At 74.3% G+C, this 18,660-nt stretch carries 19 protein-coding genes and 3 tRNA genes; 17 read left to right on the forward strand and 5 right to left on the reverse strand.

What is annotated here, in order from left to right:
• Positions 1-147: 147 nt before the first annotated feature.
• Together LN652_RS10740 and lepB are read left to right on the forward strand one after the other, a co-directional pair.
• Complete coding sequence (locus LN652_RS10740; protein ID WP_230444652.1) at positions 148-1,848, forward strand: multicopper oxidase family protein; 1,701 nt, start codon at positions 148-150, stop codon at positions 1,846-1,848.
• Positions 1,849-1,855: 7 nt separating this feature from the next.
• The gene (gene lepB / locus LN652_RS10745; RefSeq protein WP_230444653.1) at positions 1,856-2,356 is read left to right on the forward strand and encodes a signal peptidase I; all 501 of its coding nucleotides are present in this window, start codon (positions 1,856-1,858) and stop codon (positions 2,354-2,356) included.
• Here the strand turns inward: lepB and LN652_RS10750 are convergent.
• On the reverse strand, positions 2,290-4,176 hold the full coding sequence (locus LN652_RS10750; RefSeq protein WP_230444654.1) for a cytochrome c oxidase assembly protein: 1,887 nt from the start codon (positions 4,174-4,176) through the stop codon (positions 2,290-2,292). The two genes, lepB and LN652_RS10750, sit on opposite strands and share 67 nt — an antisense overlap.
• A gap of 179 nt (positions 4,177-4,355) precedes the next feature.
• Between LN652_RS10750 and LN652_RS10755 the strand changes: the two genes are divergently transcribed.
• The 5 genes from LN652_RS10755 (at position 4,356) to LN652_RS10780 (ending at position 8,563) form a co-directional block, all read left to right on the forward strand.
• Complete coding sequence (locus LN652_RS10755; protein WP_230444655.1) at positions 4,356-5,246, forward strand: AfsR/SARP family transcriptional regulator; 891 nt, start codon at positions 4,356-4,358, stop codon at positions 5,244-5,246.
• 124 nt (positions 5,247-5,370) lie between these two features.
• Complete coding sequence (locus tag LN652_RS21910) at positions 5,371-6,030, forward strand: response regulator transcription factor (RefSeq protein WP_268932251.1); 660 nt, start codon at positions 5,371-5,373, stop codon at positions 6,028-6,030.
• Positions 6,027-7,448: a sensor histidine kinase gene (locus LN652_RS10770; protein ID WP_230444725.1), complete on the forward strand. Its 1,422-nt coding sequence runs from the start codon at positions 6,027-6,029 to the stop codon at positions 7,446-7,448. Before LN652_RS21910 ends, LN652_RS10770 begins: the two co-directional genes overlap by 4 nt.
• A 43-nt stretch (positions 7,449-7,491) precedes the next feature.
• Complete coding sequence (locus LN652_RS10775; RefSeq protein WP_230444656.1) at positions 7,492-7,929, forward strand: response regulator; 438 nt, start codon at positions 7,492-7,494, stop codon at positions 7,927-7,929.
• A gap of 13 nt (positions 7,930-7,942) precedes the next feature.
• Complete coding sequence (locus LN652_RS10780; protein WP_230444657.1) at positions 7,943-8,563, forward strand: copper resistance CopC family protein; 621 nt, start codon at positions 7,943-7,945, stop codon at positions 8,561-8,563.
• Here the strand turns inward: LN652_RS10780 and LN652_RS10785 are convergent.
• Positions 8,485-9,954 (reverse strand): NAD(P)/FAD-dependent oxidoreductase, encoded by a 1,470-nt coding sequence (locus LN652_RS10785; RefSeq protein ID WP_230444658.1) that lies wholly within the window; start codon positions 9,952-9,954, stop codon positions 8,485-8,487. The genes LN652_RS10780 and LN652_RS10785 overlap by 79 nt on opposite strands.
• Before the next feature lie 206 nt (positions 9,955-10,160).
• Between LN652_RS10785 and LN652_RS10790 the strand changes: the two genes are divergently transcribed.
• Genes LN652_RS10790 through LN652_RS10800 form a run of 3 tightly spaced genes read left to right on the forward strand, consistent with a single transcriptional unit; the run spans position 10,161 to position 11,835 of the window.
• Positions 10,161-11,090, forward strand: coding sequence for an ATP-binding protein (locus LN652_RS10790; RefSeq protein WP_230444659.1), 930 nt, complete (start codon positions 10,161-10,163; stop codon positions 11,088-11,090).
• Complete coding sequence (locus tag LN652_RS10795; RefSeq protein WP_230444660.1) at positions 11,087-11,488, forward strand: fluoride efflux transporter FluC; 402 nt, start codon at positions 11,087-11,089, stop codon at positions 11,486-11,488. Before LN652_RS10790 ends, LN652_RS10795 begins: the two co-directional genes overlap by 4 nt.
• Positions 11,485-11,835: a fluoride efflux transporter FluC gene (locus tag LN652_RS10800; RefSeq protein ID WP_230444661.1), complete on the forward strand. Its 351-nt coding sequence runs from the start codon at positions 11,485-11,487 to the stop codon at positions 11,833-11,835. The genes LN652_RS10795 and LN652_RS10800 overlap by 4 nt, the downstream gene beginning before the upstream one ends.
• A gap of 4 nt (positions 11,836-11,839) precedes the next feature.
• On the opposite strand, the gene LN652_RS10805 is transcribed toward LN652_RS10800, so the two are convergent.
• The 3 genes from LN652_RS10805 to LN652_RS10815 all read right to left on the reverse strand — a co-directional run bounded on the left by LN652_RS10805 (position 11,840) and on the right by LN652_RS10815 (position 12,522).
• Positions 11,840-12,193: a metallopeptidase family protein gene (locus LN652_RS10805; RefSeq protein WP_230444662.1), complete on the reverse strand. Its 354-nt coding sequence runs from the start codon at positions 12,191-12,193 to the stop codon at positions 11,840-11,842.
• Positions 12,194-12,290: 97 nt separating this feature from the next.
• A tRNA-Asp gene (locus tag LN652_RS10810) sits at positions 12,291-12,364 on the reverse strand.
• A gap of 82 nt (positions 12,365-12,446) precedes the next feature.
• A tRNA-Glu gene (locus LN652_RS10815) sits at positions 12,447-12,522 on the reverse strand.
• A gap of 175 nt (positions 12,523-12,697) precedes the next feature.
• Between LN652_RS10815 and LN652_RS10820 the strand changes: the two genes are divergently transcribed.
• From LN652_RS10820 to LN652_RS10850, 7 genes are all read left to right on the forward strand, one after another.
• A complete protein-coding gene (locus tag LN652_RS10820) occupies positions 12,698-13,090 on the forward strand; it encodes a response regulator (RefSeq protein ID WP_230444663.1) in 393 nt (130 codons plus the stop codon).
• Positions 13,091-13,328: 238 nt separating this feature from the next.
• Entirely contained in the window at positions 13,329-14,429 is a 1,101-nt protein-coding gene (locus LN652_RS10825) for a cytochrome P450 (RefSeq protein WP_230444664.1), read from the forward strand.
• Positions 14,426-15,754 (forward strand): sensor histidine kinase, encoded by a 1,329-nt coding sequence (locus LN652_RS10830; RefSeq protein WP_230444665.1) that lies wholly within the window; start codon positions 14,426-14,428, stop codon positions 15,752-15,754. The genes LN652_RS10825 and LN652_RS10830 overlap by 4 nt, the downstream gene beginning before the upstream one ends.
• 51 nt (positions 15,755-15,805) lie before the next feature.
• A tRNA-Phe gene (locus tag LN652_RS10835) sits at positions 15,806-15,882 on the forward strand.
• A gap of 76 nt (positions 15,883-15,958) precedes the next feature.
• Entirely contained in the window at positions 15,959-16,258 is a 300-nt protein-coding gene (locus LN652_RS10840; protein WP_230444666.1) for a hypothetical protein, read from the forward strand.
• 101 nt (positions 16,259-16,359) lie between these two features.
• Positions 16,360-17,304, forward strand: coding sequence for a hypothetical protein (locus LN652_RS10845; protein ID WP_230444667.1), 945 nt, complete (start codon positions 16,360-16,362; stop codon positions 17,302-17,304).
• Between the two features lie 127 nt (positions 17,305-17,431).
• A complete protein-coding gene (locus tag LN652_RS10850) occupies positions 17,432-18,523 on the forward strand; it encodes a Glu/Leu/Phe/Val family dehydrogenase (RefSeq protein ID WP_230440645.1) in 1,092 nt (363 codons plus the stop codon).
• Positions 18,524-18,660 lie beyond the last annotated feature (137 nt).

The raw sequence follows: 18,660 nt of genomic DNA on the forward strand, positions 1-18,660 counted from the left end.
GAGGGCGGGAGCAGCTGACGCCGGTGCCCGGTGGTCCCGTGTGACCACCGGGCACCGGCCCGTCCGGAGCCGGACTGACCGCACAAGGAATGCCCAAGGTCGCAGGCGAACGCTGGACCGGTCAGCTCGTACGGAGGAGGACGCACCATGGCATCAGCGACCCGACGCAACGTGCTGGCGACGATGGGCCTGGGGACCGTCGCCGTCGCCGGCGTGACGCTCCCGCTCGGCCAGTCGGCCAGCACGAAGGACTGGATCAGCACCGCGCCCAAGCCGGTGCGCTTCACCCGCCGGATGCCGGTGCCGCAGCCGCTCGTGCCGACGGTGCTCACCGACGAGTACGGCGACTACCACCTCTACGAGGTCACCGAGACGGCCGTGCAGGCGCAGGTGCTCGACCCCGGCGCCCCGACCACGACGGTGCTGGCGTACGGCCCGCACGGCGGCGCGCCGTCGGTGCCGGGCCCGCTGATCAAGGTCGACCAGCACACGCGGGTGTGCCTCAAGGTCCGCAACCAGCTGCCGCCGGTCCACCCGGTCTGGGGCTACCCCGCGGCCACCTCGACCCACCTGCACGGATCGGCGTCGCTGCCGCAGTACGACGGCTACGCCGACGACCTCACCCAGCCCGGGCACTGGAAGGCGTACTGGTACCCGAACCACCAGGGCCCCCGCACGCTCTGGTACCACGACCACGCCGTCCACCACACGGCGCAGAACGTCTACAGCGGCCTCGTCGCGCAGTACCACCTGCAGAACGCGTGGGAGAAGGCCAACCTCCCCCAGGGGCCGTACGACGTCCCGCTGACGGTGAGCGACGCGATGTTCGACTCCAACGGCGCTCTGGCCTACATGGACCGCGACCACGCCGGCCTCTACGGCGACGTGATCACCGTCAACGGCGTCCCGTGGCCCTTCCACGAGGTCGAGCAGCGGTGGTACCGCTTCCGGGTTCTGGTCGCGACGCTGTCGCGCTCCTTCACCTTCTCGATGGTCAACACCCGCACCGGCGCGGTGCTCCCGACGTACGTCGTCGCGACCGACGGCGGGCTGATGGTGCCGCAGAAGGTCACGACGTGGCGCCACGGGGGCGCCGAGCGCTACGAGGTGATGGTCGACTTCTCCGGCTGCCGGATCGGCGACACCGTCGAGCTGCGCAACGCCAGCAACAAGAACAACGTCGACTGGGTCCACACCAACAAGGTGCTGCAGCTGCGGGTCACCTCGGCGGCGCGCAGCACGGTCGCCAACCGTGTGGTCACGCCGCCGGCGTCGGAGGTCAACGAGGTGATGACGGCGCCCCGCACGCTCTCGCGACGCACCCGGAACATCGACCTCGAGCACGACGACGTCACCAACGAGTACCTCATCAACGGCATGTCCTGGCACGACATCCAGGCCGGCAACTGGAACCTCTTCACCGCCGACGGCCCGCCGCCGCGCCCCGGCGACTACGAGGTGTGGAAGATCGAGAACAAGTCGGGCGGCTGGTTCCACCCGCTGCACATCCACCTCGTCGACTTCCGCGTGCTGTCCCGCAAGGGCGGCCTCGGCAAGGTCGCCGCGTGGGAGATGGGGCCGAAGGACGTGGTCTACGTCGGCGAGGGCGAGACCGTCGAGGTGCTGGTGCACTACGCGATGGCGCCCGCCACCTACCCCGACGGCCGCTCCACCGGCCAGGCCGGTGCGACCGCGAACCAGGGCGGGCGCTACATGATCCACTGCCACAACCTCGCCCACGAGGACAACGACATGATGGGCCAGTTCCTCGTGGCGCCGGCCGTCGGCGACGCCGACCTGAGCCTCACGGGCGTCAACCACCCGTTCGCCGCCGCACCGGCGGTCTGAGCGACCCGTGCGCGGGCCGTCCGCACGCACCTCCGCCCTCGCGGCCGCCACGCTCTGCGTGGTGGTCGGGGTGGGGGTCGTCCGCGCCACGGTCGTCGAGCCGGTGCGGATCGACTCCTCCAGCATGTCGCCCACGCTGCGCGCGGGCGACGTGGTCCTGGTCTCGCGCCACGCCCCCGACCCCGGGTCGCTCAGGCGGGGCGACCTCGTCGTCTTCGCGATGCCGGGCGACGGCACCCGGGCGATCAAGAGGGTCGTGGGCCTGCCCGGCGAGAGCGTGGTCGTCCTCGACGGGGTGCTGCACGTCGACGGCCTCGCGGTGCCGGAGGCGTACGTCGACCCCCGCTGGGTGGACGGCTCCTACACCCGCACCTTCGAGGTCCCCGACGACGCGGTGCTCGTGATGGGCGACAACCGCGCCAACTCGATCGACTCCCGCGACTACGGCCCGGTGCCGGCCGACGACCTGCTCGGCGAGGTGCTGGTGCGGATCTGGCCGGTGTCCTGAGCGACGGCGCCGGGCCGGACCGCGACGACGGCCAGGAGCATCCCGGCGGCAGCGACCAGGGCGAGCAGCCCGGCGAGCCGCTGGTCGGCGGCCGGATCGACCCATCCCCAGCGGAGCTCGAGGAACCACCGGCCCGCCACCAGCCGGTCGCCGAGCAGCAGCTGGGCACCGAGCACGCCGAGGCAGGCCGCGGGCAGGAGCGACGCGAGCCGCGCCGCGCCCCCCGCGACCTGCCGTGGGGCCTGCTCCCCGCCGCCTCCGTGGGGGGCAAGGGCCGACAGGTGGTACGTGCCGGCCGCAGTGGCGGCGAGGAGCAGGGTCAGGTGCACCCAGTGCGAGCGCTGCGAGGCCTCGAGCAGCGGGGTGCGGTAGACGAGGACGAGCAGGCCGCCGACCGCGACGGCACCCACGACGGGGTCGACCGGCCGGCGCCACAGGCGCGCCGCCGCGGCGCGGACGACCACCGCGGGGACGACGAGCAGCATCAGCAGCAGCTGCAGGACCTGGACGCTGAGCATGGCGGGTGCGTAGGTCGCCAGGCCGGAGCAGAGCACGACCACCGCGAGCACGGCGGCCGCCGTGGCCGCGTGCAGGCGCTGCTCGGGCCACGACCCGCCCGCCGCGACGACGCGGTGCACCGCGAGCCGGTAGGCGACGAGCAGGCCGCCGACGACCAGCAGCGCCAGCGCGTTGGGCCGGACCGCTCCCAGCAGCAGCCAGGCCGACACCGGCTGCACGACGGCCGGCAGGCCGGGATGGCTGCTGCCGTGCTCGGGTGCGACCGCGACGACCGGCAGCGGGGTGCGCGAGAGGGCGCCGGCGAGGCCGCCCGCGACGGCCATCAGCGCCACCTCCGCCACCGCCAGGCGGGTGAAGACGGCGCGGCCGCCGTAGGCCAGGTCGCGTCGGAGGCGGCGGCGGTGCAGGGCACCGCACCAGCCCAGCAGCGCGAGCAGCACGACCTTGGCCAGCACCAGCGCGGCGTAGCCGCTGGACCACGCCGACCAGGTCGCCAGGTGCACGCTCGCCGAGGCGGCCCCCGACACCGCGAGCGCGAGGTAGGCGCCTCCCGCGAGCGGGCTGAACCGCTCGAGCGCGGCGGCGCGGAGGGCGGGCGCGCGGCGCAGGTGGACCAGCACGCCGACCAGGCCGCCCACCCAGATCGCCGCCGCGGCCACGTGGACGACGATGCCGGTGGCGACGACGTCCTGGTCGGCGACCGCTCCGGCGTGGCCCGCCAGCTGGGCGGAGCAGGCCGAGGAGCGCGGCGGCCAGCGCAGCGGCGGCACCCCGGCGGCTGCGGGCCGCGCGGCGAGGACGAGGACGACCGCCGCGGCGGCTGCCGCCAGCAGGTGGCCGCGGGCCGTCCCGGGCACCGAGCCGACGAGCCCGCGCCACGGCTCGTCGCCGGACAGCAGCCGGGAGACCAGCCGGGAGACCGGGACGGCGCGGGTGTCGGCGACGACCAGCACCGCGGTCGCGACCGACACCACGAGCCAGGCCGCGGCTCCGCCGGCCGCGGCCCGGGTCGCCCGCCGCCGTGCGTCCCGCACCTCGTGGTCACCGTCGCCGTCGGGGGCGAGCAGCACCGCGGCCACCAGCAGCGACCCGGTCGTCAGCACCGCGACCAGCAGGGCGGCCGCGTCCGCGAGGCGCAGCGCCCAGCCGGTCCACGCGCCCGCGTCCGGGATGCCCGGCGGCGCCGGGACCGGTCCCGCACCGCTGGCGACCGAGCCGAGCACGAGCGCGCCGACGAGGAGCGCCGCCAGCCCGCCCACGAGCGGGGCGCGGCGCTGGTGCCGGGGCTCGCGCGCATCCACGGGGCGAGCCTCCGGTGCCGGGCTTGGGGAAATCTGGGGCCGGGGCGGTCTAGCGCACCCCCTCACCCGTGGGGGTGTGCCGCCCCCTCAACGGCGGCTGCCGGGCGGAGGCCACCACGACGACGATGGCATCGCCGGGAGCCACCTCGTTCCCGCAGAGACGTCCGTGGGGGACACTCATGATCCAGCTCGACCTCTTCGGCGAGACCTCGCTCCGCACCGCCGGGGGAGCGCCTCTCGGCGCCGACCTCGGTGGCGTGAAGCCGCGGCAGATCCTCGCCATCCTCGCCCTGAGCACCGGCCCGGTCTCCAAGGACCGGCTCGCCGGACTGCTGTGGGAGGACCACCCGCCGCGCTCCTACCTCAGCACGCTCGAGAGCTACGTCTGCGTGCTGCGCCGGGCGCTGGCGCACGTCACCGGCGACCGGGCGGCGATCCGCACGGTGATGCACGGCTACGTCCTCGACCCCGAGGTCGTCGACGTCGACGTCCGACGCTTCCGGACCCTCACCGCGGCCGCAGCCGACGCCTCGACCGAGGACGCCCTCGTCCTCCTGGGCCGGGCGACCGCCCTCGTGCGGGGCGAGCTCCTCGCCAGCGAGGCCTACGCCGGGTGGGCCGCCGAGGCCCGCGACGCCTTCCGGGTCGAGCTCGCGAGCGTGGCGACCCGGGCCGCCGAGCACGCCCTCGCGCTCGGTCGTCCCGCCGACGCGGTCGGCCACGCCAGGCTCGCCGTCGCGCAGGACGACCTCGGCGAGACCGCCTGCCGGGTGCTGATGCGGGCGCTGCAGGCCGAGGGACGGCGCGGCGAGGCGCTGCGCTGCTACCTGGGGCTGCGCGAGTCGCTCGAGCGCGAGCTCGGCTCCAGCCCGTCCGCGGAGAGCCGCGACCTCTACGTCGCGATGCTGCGCGCGGACGACGGCCCCGCCGACGCGCCGGACCTCACCGCCGAGGTCGCGACGCTGGTCGACCTGCTGCGGCAGGCGGTCGGCGGGATGCCGATCCGCGCGCGCGACCGGGCGACGCGGGCGCTGGACGAGTTCGCCGCCGAGCTCGCCCCCACCGGGTGACGTCCTCAGTTTTGGGCATCGCGAGGAAAAGGCGCAGACGCGGGCCTCGTCCTGGCCCTACCGTGGGATCTCGGGTGGCTCTCGGCCCGGATTGTCGCCGCCCCGCGCACGGGGGAGCCGGCCGATGTTCGAGGTGGAGGGGACAGGACGCCGCACCCGGGTGCTGGTCGTCGACGACCACCGCACCTTCACCGACCTGGTCTGCATGGCGATCGCGGCGGAGGAGGGCCTCGAGTGCCTCGGCGCCGCCCACGACGCCGAGGGCGCCCGGGCGATGACCGACCAGCTCCGGCCCGACATCGTCATCATGGACGTCCGCCTCGGCAACGACGACGGCCTGAGCCTCACCCGCGAGCTCGTCCAGCGGCACCCGCTGCTGCGGGTCGTGGTGCTGACCGCGGAGCCGGGACCCTCGGTGCTGCGCAGCGCCGCCGCTGCCGGGGCCAGCGCCCTGCTGCCGAAGGACGGCGCCTTCGAGGACCTCCGCGAGGTGCTGGTGGGCCCGCCCGGCGACGGCCTGGTGGTCGCGCCCGCCCTGCTGCGCACGCTGGTCCTCGACACCTCCGGCGGCGCTGCCCCCGTCGAGCGCCCCGCCCTGACCCCGCAGGAGGAGCGCGTGATCCGGCTCCTCGCCGCGGGACGCGACGTCCGGGCCATCTCCCACGACCTGAACATCTCCGTCCACACCTGCCGGGGATACGTGAAGAGCCTGCTGCACAAGCTGCACGCCCACTCCCAGCTCGAGGCGGTGGCGGTCGCACGCGCCGCGGGGATCGTCCCGTGAGGGGCCGGACCACGCGCCCCACCGCAGCATCCGTCGCGCTGGGCTCCGCACCGCCCTCCGGGGTGCTGCGCCGGGCGCTGGTCCGCTTCACCGTGTCGGCGGTCCTCGCGGTGGTCGTGCTCTCGCTGACGACGCTCCTCGTGGCCGACCAGATCGCCCGGCACCGGGCGCTCGAGGACGGCCGGCGGCAGGCGGCCAACCTCGCCAACCGGCTGGCCGCACCGATGGTCGACGAGGCGGTGCGCGCCGGTGAGCCGGGGGCGGCAGACCTGCTCGACACGGTGATGGACAACCGGATGCGCGACGGCAGCCTGCAGCGCGTGAAGATCTGGGACCAGGACGGACGGATCATCTGGGACGACACCGGCGACCTGGTCGGCCGGACGTTCGAGATGGAGCCGCAGCTCGCGGCGCTCTTCGGCACCCACGAGGCGTGGGCCGAGGTGTCCGACCTCGACCGCGCCGAGAACGTCACCGAGCAGTCGGTCGACGAGATGCTGGAGGTCTACGCCGGCGCCACGGACGCCGACGGCCGACCGGTGGTCGTCGAGTCGTACCTCACCACGGCCGACATGCACGAGCACGCACAGGAGATCGCCCGGTCGTTCGTGCCGCTCGTGCTCGGCACGCTGCTCGTCTTCCTCCTCGTCGTGCTCCCGCTCGCGTACTCCCTCGCCCGACGCGTCGAGCGGGCGCAGGCCGAGCGCACCGTGCTGGTCCAGCACGCGCTCGAGGCGGCCGACCTCGAGCGCCGCCGGATCGCGCACGACCTCCACGACGGCGTCATCCAGGACCTGTCGGGCGTCGGCTACCTGATCCCGACGGTGCGCAAGGAGCTCCGGTCCGACGGCGACCTCGACCGCGCCCGGACGATGCTCGACCGCGCCGGCACGGTCCTGCGCGGCGACGTGGCCTCGCTGCGCACGATGATGACCGACCTCTATCCCCCGGACCTCGAGGGCGAGGGCTTCGGCGACGCGCTGCGCGAGCTCGCGGCGATCGACGGCGCGACGGCCGGGCTGGCCGTCGAGGTCGCGGTGCCGCCCGGCCTGCTGCTCCCGCCCCAGACGGCCCGACTCGCCTACCGGGTGACCCGCGAAGGCGTCCGCAACGTCGTCAAGCACGCCCGCGCCACCCACCTGTGGGTCGACGTGTCGGTCGTCGCGTCGACGCTCGAGGTGCGGGTCCGCGACGACGGCACCGGTGCGACCACCCACGGCACCACCCACAGCACCACCCACGGCACCGCCCACCGCACCGCCAACGGCACCGCCACCATCCCCTCCAGGGACGGGCACCTGGGGCTGCGGCTGCTGGCGGACGCGGTGGCTGACGCCGGAGGACGGCTCGACCTGGAGATCGGCGGGGCGTACGGCACCGTCCTGACCGCCCGGCTCCCCCTCCCGGGCGCCGGCTGAGCGGCCCGAGCATTCCCCAAGGTGGCCGCGACACCCTCCTCGCATGCCGGCCACCCTCGACCAGGACGACGTGATGCTGCGGGTGCTGCTGGTCGACGACCACCAGATCCTGCGCCAGGTGCTCGAGCTCGCCCTCGACGCCGAGCCCGACCTCCGGGTGGTCGGGGCCTCGGCCGACGCCGAGTCGGCGCTGCCCGCGGTCGCGGCCCTGCTCCCCGACCTCGTGCTGATGGACCTCGACCTGCCCGGGATGGACGGCATCGAGGCGACCCGCCAGATGTCCCGGCGGCACCCGCTGGTGCGGGTGGTGGTGCTCACCGCCTCGTGCTCGCGCGGCCTGGTGGTGGCCGCGCTGGACGCCGGGGCGTGGGGCTACCTCCTCAAGGAGGACCCGCTCGACCAGCTGCTCGCGAGCATCCGCGCGGTCCGCGAGGGGCGGCGCCCCCTCGCGGCCGCCGCCCGGACGCTCCTCGAGGGATGAGGAAGGACCGGCCATGACGCTCCGCACCGCCACCCTCACCGCCCCGCGGTCGGTCGTCCTCCCGGTCGTCCTCCTGGTCGTCCTCCTGGGCCTCGTGCTGGTGGCCGGGCCCGCCCACGCCCACACCGACCTGCTCGGCAGCTCGCCCGCCGCGGGCGAGGAGGTCTCCGCGGACACCGAGGAGCTGATGCTGTCCTTCGCCGACGAGGTGGTCCCCGGGACCGCCGCGGTCTCGGTCGTCGGCCCCGGCGGACGGCAGGCGACGCAGGGCCCGCCGACGGTCGACGGCGCGCTGGTGCGGGTCGGCGTCCGGCTCGCGGCGACCGGCGAGCACGTCGTGTCCTACCGGGTGGTGGCCGCCGACGGGCACGTCGTCACCGGCGACCTGCGGTTCGGGGTGACGTCGTCGGGCGGGAGCGCCCCCACCGTCGTGCCGGCCGTGCCGCGGACGGACCCGGACCCGGCCGGTCCCGGGCCGCTCCCGTGGCTGGCGGGCACCGGCGCGCTGCTCGCGCTCCTCGCCGGGCTGCACACCGCCCGGCGCCGGAGGTCGGGTCAGTGGTCCGCGGGCACTCCGCGCACGCCGGAGTCGGTCAGCTCGGCCTCCCGGGCCGCCGCCGCCTCGAGCTCCTGACGACGGGTCTCCTCCATCATCGCCCGCGTGGCGTCGTACATCCCGGGGTCGGAGACCAGGTCGGCCGCACCGCGCCGCAGCCGCGCGAGCGCGGCCCGGGCGAAGATCTGCTGCTCGGTCGTGGTGCGCTCGGAGCGGTTGTTGCTCACGAAGGTGATCGCCCAGCGCATCAGCGCGGAGACCTGGTTCTTGAAGCCGGTGAGGTAGACGAGGTGCACGCCGAGCCACATCAGCCAGGCCGCGATGCCCGTGATCCGCAGCTTGCCGACCATGGCGACGGCCCGGAAGCGGCTGATGATCGCCATCGAGCCCTTGTCGAAGTACTTGAACGGCGCCTGCGGCGGCTTGTTCTCGACCCGGTTGCGGATCTCCTTGGCGGCGTACTTCGCACCCTGGATCGCGACCTGCGCGACGCCGGGGAGGTTGTCGAGGGCGATCATGTCGCCGACGACGAAGACCTCGGGGTGGCCGGGGAGCGTGAGGTCGGGGTTGACCGCGATCCGGCCGGCCCGGTCCAGCGGGGCGCCGGTCTGCTCCGACAGGGTCTTGCCGAGCGGGTTGGCCTGCACGCCGGCGGCCCAGATCTTGGCGACGGAGTTGATCCGCTCGACCCGGCCGTCCTTGAACTTGACCTCGAGGCCGCGCTCGTCGACCTCGGTGACCATGCCGCCGAGCATCACCTCGACGCCGAGCTTCTCCAGCTCGCGCCGGGCCCTCTCGCCGAGCTTGGCGCCGAACGGCGGCAGCACCTGCGGGGCGGCGTCGACGAGCACGACGCGGGCCTGGCGGGTGTTGATCGCCCGGAAGTCCTTGCGGAGCGTGTGGTGCGCGAGCTCGGCGATCTGGCCGGCCATCTCGACGCCGGTCGGGCCGGCGCCCACGACCACGAAGGTCAGCAGGTGGTCGACGTCGTCGCCGCGGCTGGCGCCGAGCTCGGCCATCTCGAAGGCGCCGAAGATCCGGCCGCGGAGCTCGAGCGCGTCGTCGATGCTCTTCATGCCGGGGGCGAACTCGGCGAAGTGGTCGTTGCCGAAGTAGGACTGGCTGGCGCCCGCGGCGACGAGCAGCGAGTCGTACGACGTCACCGTGTCGCGGCCCAGCACGCGCGAGGTGACGGTCCGGGCCTCGAGGTCGATGTCGACGACCTCGCCGAGGAGCACCTTGGCGTTGTCCTGGCTGCTGAGCACCTCGCGGGTCGGCGGGGCGATCTCGCCCTCGGACAGGATGCCGGTCGCCACCTGGTAGAGCAGGGGCTGGAAGAGGTGGTGGGTGGTCTTGGCGACGACGGTGACGTCGACGTCGGCACGGCGCAACGCCTTGGTGCCGAAGAGTCCACCGAATCCCGAGCCGATCACCACGACCTTGTGGCGCGTTGCCTGTGTCTGGGTCACGAGTGCTCCTAGGGTCGTAGGTGCGGTCAGGACGACGACCATTGTCCTCCCGGGGACCCCCCGGTGGCGAAATGGTGGACGCGTCTGCTTGCTCACACCCTGTCCCCATCCGCGAAGGAAACTATGGTGTGTTCGAGGTTTGAACCACCCGTAGGACGGGTAGCCAATGCCCACTGGACTACCCACACCCCCTGAAAGAAGTCCCAGTGCCGCTGACCTCCGAGCTGACCCTGGCGTCGTCGCCGCGCGCCGCGGCCGACGCCCGGCGCTGGGTGGCGGACATCTGCCGACGCCTGGACCGCGAGGACCTGGTCGAGTGCGCCGAGCTGGGCGTCTCCGAGCTGGTGGCCAACGCGCTCATCCACGCCCGCTCGCCCTACAAGGTGCGGGTGCGCGGCACCGCCAGCCACCCGCGCATCGAGGTGGCCGACGGCTCGACGAGCCCTCCCGTGCCGCCCGCGCCGGTCACCGGGGACGACCTCGACCTGCTGCTGACCTTCGGCCGCGGGCTGGGGATCGTGGCGCAGTGCGCCGCCGCGTGGGGCGCGACCATCGAGGACGACGGCAAGATCGTCTGGTTCGAGCCGGCCGCGGAGATGCACGAGAGCGCCGACGCCGCGTGGGTCGTCGACCACCAGGACCGGACCGCCCCGGAGCCGCGCAGCGAGGCGGCCCTCGAGGTGCGGCTGCTGTCGGTCGACATCCCGCTCTACCAGTCCCTCGCCCGCCAGTACGCCGAGCTGCGCCGCGAGCTGCGGCTGCTCTCGCTGTCCCACCAGAGCGACTACCCGCTCGCCGGGGACCTCACGTCGATGTTCGCCAGCTTCGAGCGGCAGTTCCCCGACACCTTCTACTCCCAGGTCAACGGCGCGGCCGCCCAGGGCGCGCCGCGCGTCGACCTCACCTTCCCCATGGTCCGCGAGGCGTCCCCGATCTTCGTCACGATGACCGAGATGTTCGACGTCGCCGACGCCTTCTGTCGCGCCGAGCGGCTGCTGTCGCTCGCCCGCACCGCGGACCAGCGGGCCTTCCACAACTGGCTGCTCGGCGAGCTGATCGGCCAGCTCGCCGGCGGCGACGCGCACCCCTGGGGCGGTGCCGCCACCGCAGACCACTCCGCGAGCCAGGTCGGGTGAGCGGCCAGCGCCCGCGCCCCGACCTCCTGCTGCTCGTCGCGGCCGGCGGTGCCCTCGGCGCACTCCTGCGCCACGCCGTCGACGTCGCAGCGGCCCACGGGACGTTCCCGTGGCCGACCCTGGCCATCAACGTCGTCGGGGCGTTCGCCCTCGGGGCGCTGCCGCTGCTCGCAGCCGTACGCCGTTCGCCCCGGCTCGCCGCGATGCTCGGCCCGGGCGTCCTCGGCGGGTTCACCACCGTGTCCGCGTGGGCCGGCCAGACACGCGAGCTCGCCGCCTCCGGCCACGGCGCGACGGCCGGCCTCTACCTCGCGCTGACGCTCGGCGCCGGCCTCGCGGCGGCGCACCTCGGGCGCCGGGTCTCGCGCCGGGCCGAGCCCGAGGAGGCCCTCGGATGAGCGAGGCGACGACGGCCCTGCTGGTGGCCCTGGGCGCGGCGGTCGGCGCGCCCCTGCGCTACGCGTGCGCCCACGTGCTCGACCGGGCGTGGCCGCGCGGCACGCTGTTGGTCAACACCGTCGGCTCCGGGCTGTTCGGGCTGTTCGCCGCGCTGTCCCTCGGTGACGCGGCCTGGGCCCTCCTCGGCACCGGGTTCTGCGGCGGGTTCACGACGTTCTCCTCCTTCGCGGTACAGGCCGTCGACCGGCCCGTGCGGGAGGCCGCCGGCTACGTCGTCGCGACGACCGTGCTCGCCCTCGCCGCGTGCTCCGCCGGATGGATCGTCGGCAGCGCCCTGACCGGCTGAGACCTCATCCCCAGCCGAGGGCGTGCAGGCGGGCGTCGTCGAGGCCGAAGTGGTGCGCGACCTCGTGCACCACCGTGATCCGCACCTCCTCCTCGAGCTCCTCGACGGAGTCGGCGACGTCGAGCAGCGGGGCACGGAAGAGCAGGATCCGGTCGGGCAGGAACCCCGCGTGGTTGGCGGGCCGCTCGGTGAGGGCGAGCCCGTCGTAGAGGCCGAGGAGGTCCGGGTCGTCGGCCGGCGCATCGGGCTCGACCAGCACCACGACGTTCTCCACCAGCCGCGCCAGCTCGTCGGGCAGCTCGTCGAGCGCACGCTCGACCATCGCGTCGAAGGAGGCGGCATCGAGGTCGACCGGCATGCCTCCAGCCTAGGGAGCGCCCCCGAACCAGGGCCGCGCACCGACCCCGGAACGCAGGAGAGGGAGAGCCTGGCGGCTCTCCCTCTTCATGACTCTGCGACCCCGACGGGACTCGAACCCGCGGCCTCCGCCGTGACAGGGCGGCGCGCTAACCAACTGCGCTACGGGGCCAGGTTGTGCTTCCTGCGAAGCGGTGGAACTGTAACCCATGCTCGCGGCCGACCACCAAATCGGGGTCGACACCCGGTCCGGGTGGCACCCCCAACCGGATTCGAACCGGCGCTACCGCCGTGAAAGGGCGGGGTCCTGGGCCGCTAGACGATGGGGGCCAGCCCGCCCGGGAGACCCGGTCGGACGCGCCCAGCATAGGGGTTGCGGGGTGGGACGTCCCAACCAAACCCCCGCTCGTGCCCCCGCCCGGCGGGGCGGGGGAAGGGAGAAGATTTCGACCAGTTGTCCGGATTGACCCCCCAGACACCCCCTGACATGACTAGCCTTCACCACGTGAGCAGCGCGTCTCGGCAGTTGCACTTCCTCGTCGTCGACGACAACGAGGACATTCGTGACGTGTTCTCCCGCCTGGTGGAGCGCGCCGGCCACGCCGCCGCGACCGCCGAGGACGGACAGGCTGCCGTCGAGCGTCTCCAGGAGGAGAGCTTCGACGTCATGCTCCTCGACCTCACCATGCCGCGCATGAACGGCGTGGAGGTCGTCCGCTGGCTCCGGGAGCACCCTGCGGTCGCCCCGACCATGAAGGTCGTGGTGATCAGCGCCTGGGCCGGCGAGCACCGAGCCACCCTGCAAGAGCTCGGTGTGGACAACGTGATGCAGAAGCCACTGCGCATCCAGCAGCTGACCGACCTCATCACCGAGACGCTACGCACGGTGGATTCCTGACCCATCCCTGAACGCTCGTCCGGGCCAGAGACTTCAGCGTGGCGGCAATCGCACGCCGGCACCCGCAGGTGTGCACCAACCCAACCCCTGGAGAACACCATGATGAAGCGCATCCGCACCCACCTCGACACCAAGCGCGCCGCCACCCAGATGCAGGCGGTCTACGTGTGGCGTCCCGCGCCCCCGCGCTGATCGACGACGTGAGGCCCCACCCCGTGGGGCCCGCACCGTGACGCACGTGGGCAGCGCCGAGTCGGCCGGTGGCCGGCTCGGCGCTGTCCTCGCCCTGCCTCGTTCCGGGCTCGCGGCGCTCGGTCCGCACGGACCGTGGGTGGCCACCACGCCCGCACTCGCCAAGCGGGTGCTGACCGAGCCGGACGCCTTCGACTTCCCCGGGGACGTGAGCCGCAGCGGGGACCTCTCCGCGAGCCGCGGCGACACCCGTTCGGGCCACCTCGGCTTCGCACCGCTGGACGCGGACGCGGTCGCGCGCGGCGCGGCGCTCTTCACCACCGAGTGGGACGCCGCCTGCGCCGACCACGAGCGCACCGCGCCCGGCTCCGCCTACGACGCGATGGTCATGCTGCGCCTGCCGGTCGCGCTCGCGACCTGCGCTGCCGTGCTGCCGGAGGCCTCCGACGCGCAGCGGCGGGTCGTGGCCGACCGGGTCCTGGCGTGGATCGACGCCCTCGGCCCGGTGATCGCGGCCCGACGCCCGCCCTCGCGCTGGAGCCGCGTACGGCGCGCCGAGGAGCGCGCCCGCCACGCGCTCGACGACACGCTGCTGGGTGTCCCCGGCCTCGTGGGGACCCCCCAGCAGGTCGCCACCATGCTGGCCGCCGGCATCCAGGTCCCGATCGCGGCCGGCGCGTGGCTGCTGGCCTGGCTCGCCGACCACCCGACCGGCCTGGTCGACCCCGTCCACGCCGCGTGGGAGACCGTGCGCCTGACGCCCCCCACCTGGGTGACCGCGCGGCAGGCGGTCCGCGACTGCGAGCTCGACGGGCAGCGCGTCCCCGCAGGCGGTCTCGTGATGGTCAGCCCGTTGCTGCTCGGCCGACGACCCGACCTGGTGCCCGGGGCGGCCGACGACCTGTCCCGCTTCGTCCCCGAGCGCTGGGACGACCCGTCGCGGCGACCCGGCGCCTGGCTCCCGTTCGGCGCCGGTCCGCACGCGTGCCCGGGCCGCAACCTGGGGCTCGCGATGCTCGTCCGGCTGGCGGGCTGGGGCGTCCGGCACGAGATCACCCTGCGCGAGCCCGTGAGAATCGACCAGAGCCGGGGCATCGCCCCGGTACCGTTCCGTATCGACGTCGCGCGGAGGGAGGTGTCGCCGTGATCGAGCACCCTGCGCTCCAGGTCGTCTCCGGCGCGCCCGTCTCCGGCGACGGCGCCGCTCTTGCGCGTCGGATCCTCGACGGGGACGGCAGCGTCGCGGAGTCCCTCGAGATGGTGGCCCGGCACCTCCTCACCGACCCCCGCGTCGAGGTCGTGGTCGGCGCTCTCACCGTCTTCGCCCCCGACGACCGATCGGGCTGGGTGCAGCTCGGGGGGCGCGCCTGGATCCGGGAGTGGGCGCGTCCGGGCTCGGGGTTCTCCGCGCTGCCGCCCCCGGACGCGGGGCCCGAGGCCGCCCTCAGCATGCCGTGGCTGTCGGGCCTCGCCCGCAAGGACACCGTCGTGATCGTGGACCGCGAGCTGCTCCCGCCCGAGGCGGACGTCGACCGTTCCGAGCTGAGCCGGTTCGGGGTGCGCAGCCTGGTCGCCTCGACCCTGCTCTCGCGCGGCGAGATGTTCGGCAGCCTGTCGGCGATCAGCCTCGAGACGGGACCCTGGCCCGAGGAGATCGTCGAGGACGTACGCCTGCTCAGCGCCGCGATCTCCTCGCGGATCACCCTCGAGCACTCCCGCCGCGCGCTGGCCGAGGCGATCGACACCGGCACCGAGGCACAGCTCGCCTACCAGCAGTTCTTCGGCGCGGTCGGCCACGAGCTCCGCACGCCGCTCGCCGCCATCGTCGGCTACACCGAGGTGCTGATGGACGACGCGGCCGAGCAGCCCCAGGACCCGGTGTCCGCGGCGCTCCTGCGCGACGGGCCCGTGATCCTGCGCGCCTGCGACCAGCTGGTCGCGGTCGTCGACAGCCTGCTCGGCGCCGGCCGCACCATCGCGGCCGACGAGCAGCGCCAGGACGTGTGCGTCGCGGACGCGGTGGCCGACGTCCTGCACTGGCACCGGACCCCGGCTCGCAACGCCGGCGTGGCGCTGAGCGCCGACATCGACCAGGCCCTCACGGCGTGGGCGCACGAGGCGGGTGTGCGCCAGGTGCTGACCAACCTGGTCGGCAACGCGATCGCCCACCACCGCCCCGAGGGCGGCACCGTCCACCTCACCGCCACCTCCCTGCTCGGGGAGAGCGGCCGCCCGATGGTCCGGGTGATCGTCCGCGACGACGGGCCGGGCCTGGCACCCGACCAGATGCTGCACGTCTTCGAGCCGTTCGTCCGCTTTGCCGGCCCCGGGACCAAGGGCAGCGGGCTCGGGCTGTCGATCAGCCGGACGATCGCCGAGCGTGACGGCGGCGCCGTGCAGGGCGAGTCGACCCCGGGCGTGGGGACGTCGTTCTGGCTCGAGCTGCCGCGCGCGGCGGCCCAGCGTCCGTGACGCGAGCCGATTCCCCGGGGCACGCGCGGCTGTTGTAGTCTCCTCCGCGTTGGCCAGGTAGCTCAGTTGGTACGAGCGACCGACTGAAAATCGGTAGGTCGGCGGTTCGACCCCGCCCCTGGCCACCACCACCGCAGGGCCCCGATCACGTCCCGATCGGGGCCCTGTGGCGTCCCCGGGGCCACGCCCCGAGAGGATGGGCCCGTGCTCCCCCGCCTCGACATCGTGCGCCGGCTGCGGCCGGTCGACCTGCTGGCCGGCGGACGACCCGCGCTCACCCGCGCCGAGGGCGGCCTCGCGGCCCTCCCCTGCGTGGCCCCGTACGTCGCGGCGACGACGGCGGCCCGCGACGGCGCCGCGGTGGCGCTGCACCTCGGCGGCCACCGGTTCGCGGCCGGCCTGGTCGACGGGTCGGTGTCGCTCACCGTCGACGACGGCACCGCGCGCGCGCGCTGCGCAGCCGGCGCTTCCACCGCGCCGACGGACCGACGGAGCTCGGGCTGAGCCTCACCGGCACGCACCTCACCGCGTGGGCGCACGAGGCCGGTGGATGGGTCGCCCGCGCGCGGCACGACCTGCGCGACGCCGACGACACGTCGGTCCTCGTGCCCGACGTCCGCGACGAGGCGCTGCTCGAGGGCCTGGAGGTCGAGCTGCCGTCGTGGGGCGGCGCGGCCGGGCCGTTCGGCCAGCTCGGGCTGCGCGACGTGCGGTTCGTGACCGCCGAGGACGGCACCCCGGTGCGCGACGGCGGGCTGCTGTGGCTCACGGCGACGTCCGCCGGCCCCGGCTTCTTCGACACCGCGCACACGAGCGTGTGGAGCCTCGACCCGACGACGTACGACCTGGCGCACGCCGCCGACCTGTTCTTCCGCCGGCCGGACCGGCCCGGCGTCTTCGGCGACCACGCCACCCACCTGGTCCGCTCGGAGGGCGGGTGGCTCGTCGCGACCAGCACGTGGGGCGACTTCGAGGTGCCGGGGACGCGCGCCGGACGGCGTACGCCCGCCGGCCTGAGGGTCACGCTCTCGGCCTCGGAGGCCGACCTGCTGCGCGGGACGCACGTGCTCGACACCCGCGAGCTGCCGCTGCCCACGGACGGCCTGGGGTCGGTCGCCACGTGGGACCCGCACCTCCTGCGTCGCGACGGCCGGTGGCTGGTCGGGTTCGTCAGCGCGCGCCGCTTCTTCGACTTCCACCCCGCGCTCGCCGGCGGCACCTCGCTCGACGACCTGGCGCTCCTCGGCGCCGCCACCGACCGGCGCTCGACGGAGGGCACCACCCTCCTCGAGGTCGACGGGCGCGTGCTCGTCCTGGCCAGCGACGGGCGCGAGTCGCGACGCGGCCAGCGGGCCCGCTTCCCGGTCCTCGACACGACGATGACCGAGGTCGGGCTGCTGGACGCGCCGTACCCGACGAACCTCCCGTGGCCCTCGCTCGCGCGGGTGGACGGGACCTGGCTGATGGCGACGTTCAACGGCCGCCGGGCCGGCGGCGAGCTGCTCGGCTACGGCACCCACGGCGACCTGGTGGTGATGCGGTCCGGGTGAGCCGGTTGATGCGGTGCGCGCGGCCGGCCGGGACTACCCTGAGGGTGACGGCGGTCACCACCCCTCGACCGCGCTGACCAGGCCCGCACACCCCGCGGCCGCACCCACCAGAAAAGGATCCACGAGCATGTCCGGAGCACCCACGAGCGGCGTCGACGTCTTCGACCTCGGAGCCGAGCACGAGCAGGTCGTCTTCTGCAACGACCGCGCCACCGGCCTGAGGGCCATCGTCGCCATCCACTCCACGGCGCTGGGCCCGGCCCTGGGCGGGACGCGGTTCTACCCCTACGCCAGCACCGACGACGCGATCGTCGACGTGCTCAACCTCTCGCGCGGCATGTCCTACAAGAACGCGCTCGCCGGCCTCGACCTCGGCGGCGGCAAGGCCGTCATCATCGGCGACCCGGCCGAGTTGAAGACCGAGGCGCTGCTGCGGGCCTACGGCCGCTTCGTGCAGTCGCTCAACGGGCGCTACTTCACGGCCTGCGACGTGGGCACGTTCTCGGAGGACATGGACCACATCGCCCGCGAGTGCGACTTCGTCACCGGTCGCACCGTCGCCCACGGCGGCGCCGGCGACAGCTCGGTCCTCACCGCCTTCGGCACCTTCCAGGGCATGCGCGCCGCGGCCGAGCAGGTGTGGGGCGAGCCGACGCTCGCCGGTCGCACCGTCGGCATCGCCGGCGTCGGCAAGGTCGGGCGCCACCTGGTCCGCCACCTGATCGAGGACGGCGCCTCCGTCGTCGTCACCGACGTCCACGCCCCCTCGGTCGAGGCGATCCGCGCCGAGTTCCCGCAGGTGCAGGCCGTCGCCACCACCGACGAGCTGGTCGCAAGCGAGATCGACGTCTACGCCCCGTGCGCGATGGGCGGCGCGATCAACGACGAGGTGCTCGAGGTCCTGCGGGCCAAGGTCATCTGCGGCGCGGCCAACAACCAGCTCGCCCACGCCGGCATCGAGAAGCAGGTCGAGGAGCGCGGCATCCTCTACGCCCCCGACTACTGCGTGAACTCCGGCGGCGTCATCCAGGTCGCCGACGAGCTCGAGGGCTTCTCCTTCGAGCGCGCCCAGCAGCGTGCCACGGGGATCTTCGAGACCACCCGCGCCGTCTTCGAGCTGGCCAGGGCGGAGGGCGTCACGACCGCCGAGGCCGCCGACCGGGTCGCCGAGCGCCGGATGCGCGAGGTCGGTCGCCTGCGCGGCCTCTACCTCGGCTGACGGTCGAGCGGGCACTTCCTCGCGCTGGAAGCGGTCGAGCGGGCACTTCCTCGCGCTGCCTGTCGCGAGGAAGTGCCCGCTCGCTGCTTCCCAGCGCGAGGAACTGCCCGGTCAGCACCTCGCAGCGCGACGAACTG

The sequence above is a fragment of the Nocardioides okcheonensis genome (assembly GCF_020991065.1).
In the GTDB taxonomy this organism is placed as follows: Bacteria; Actinomycetota; Actinomycetes; order Propionibacteriales; family Nocardioidaceae; genus Nocardioides; species Nocardioides okcheonensis.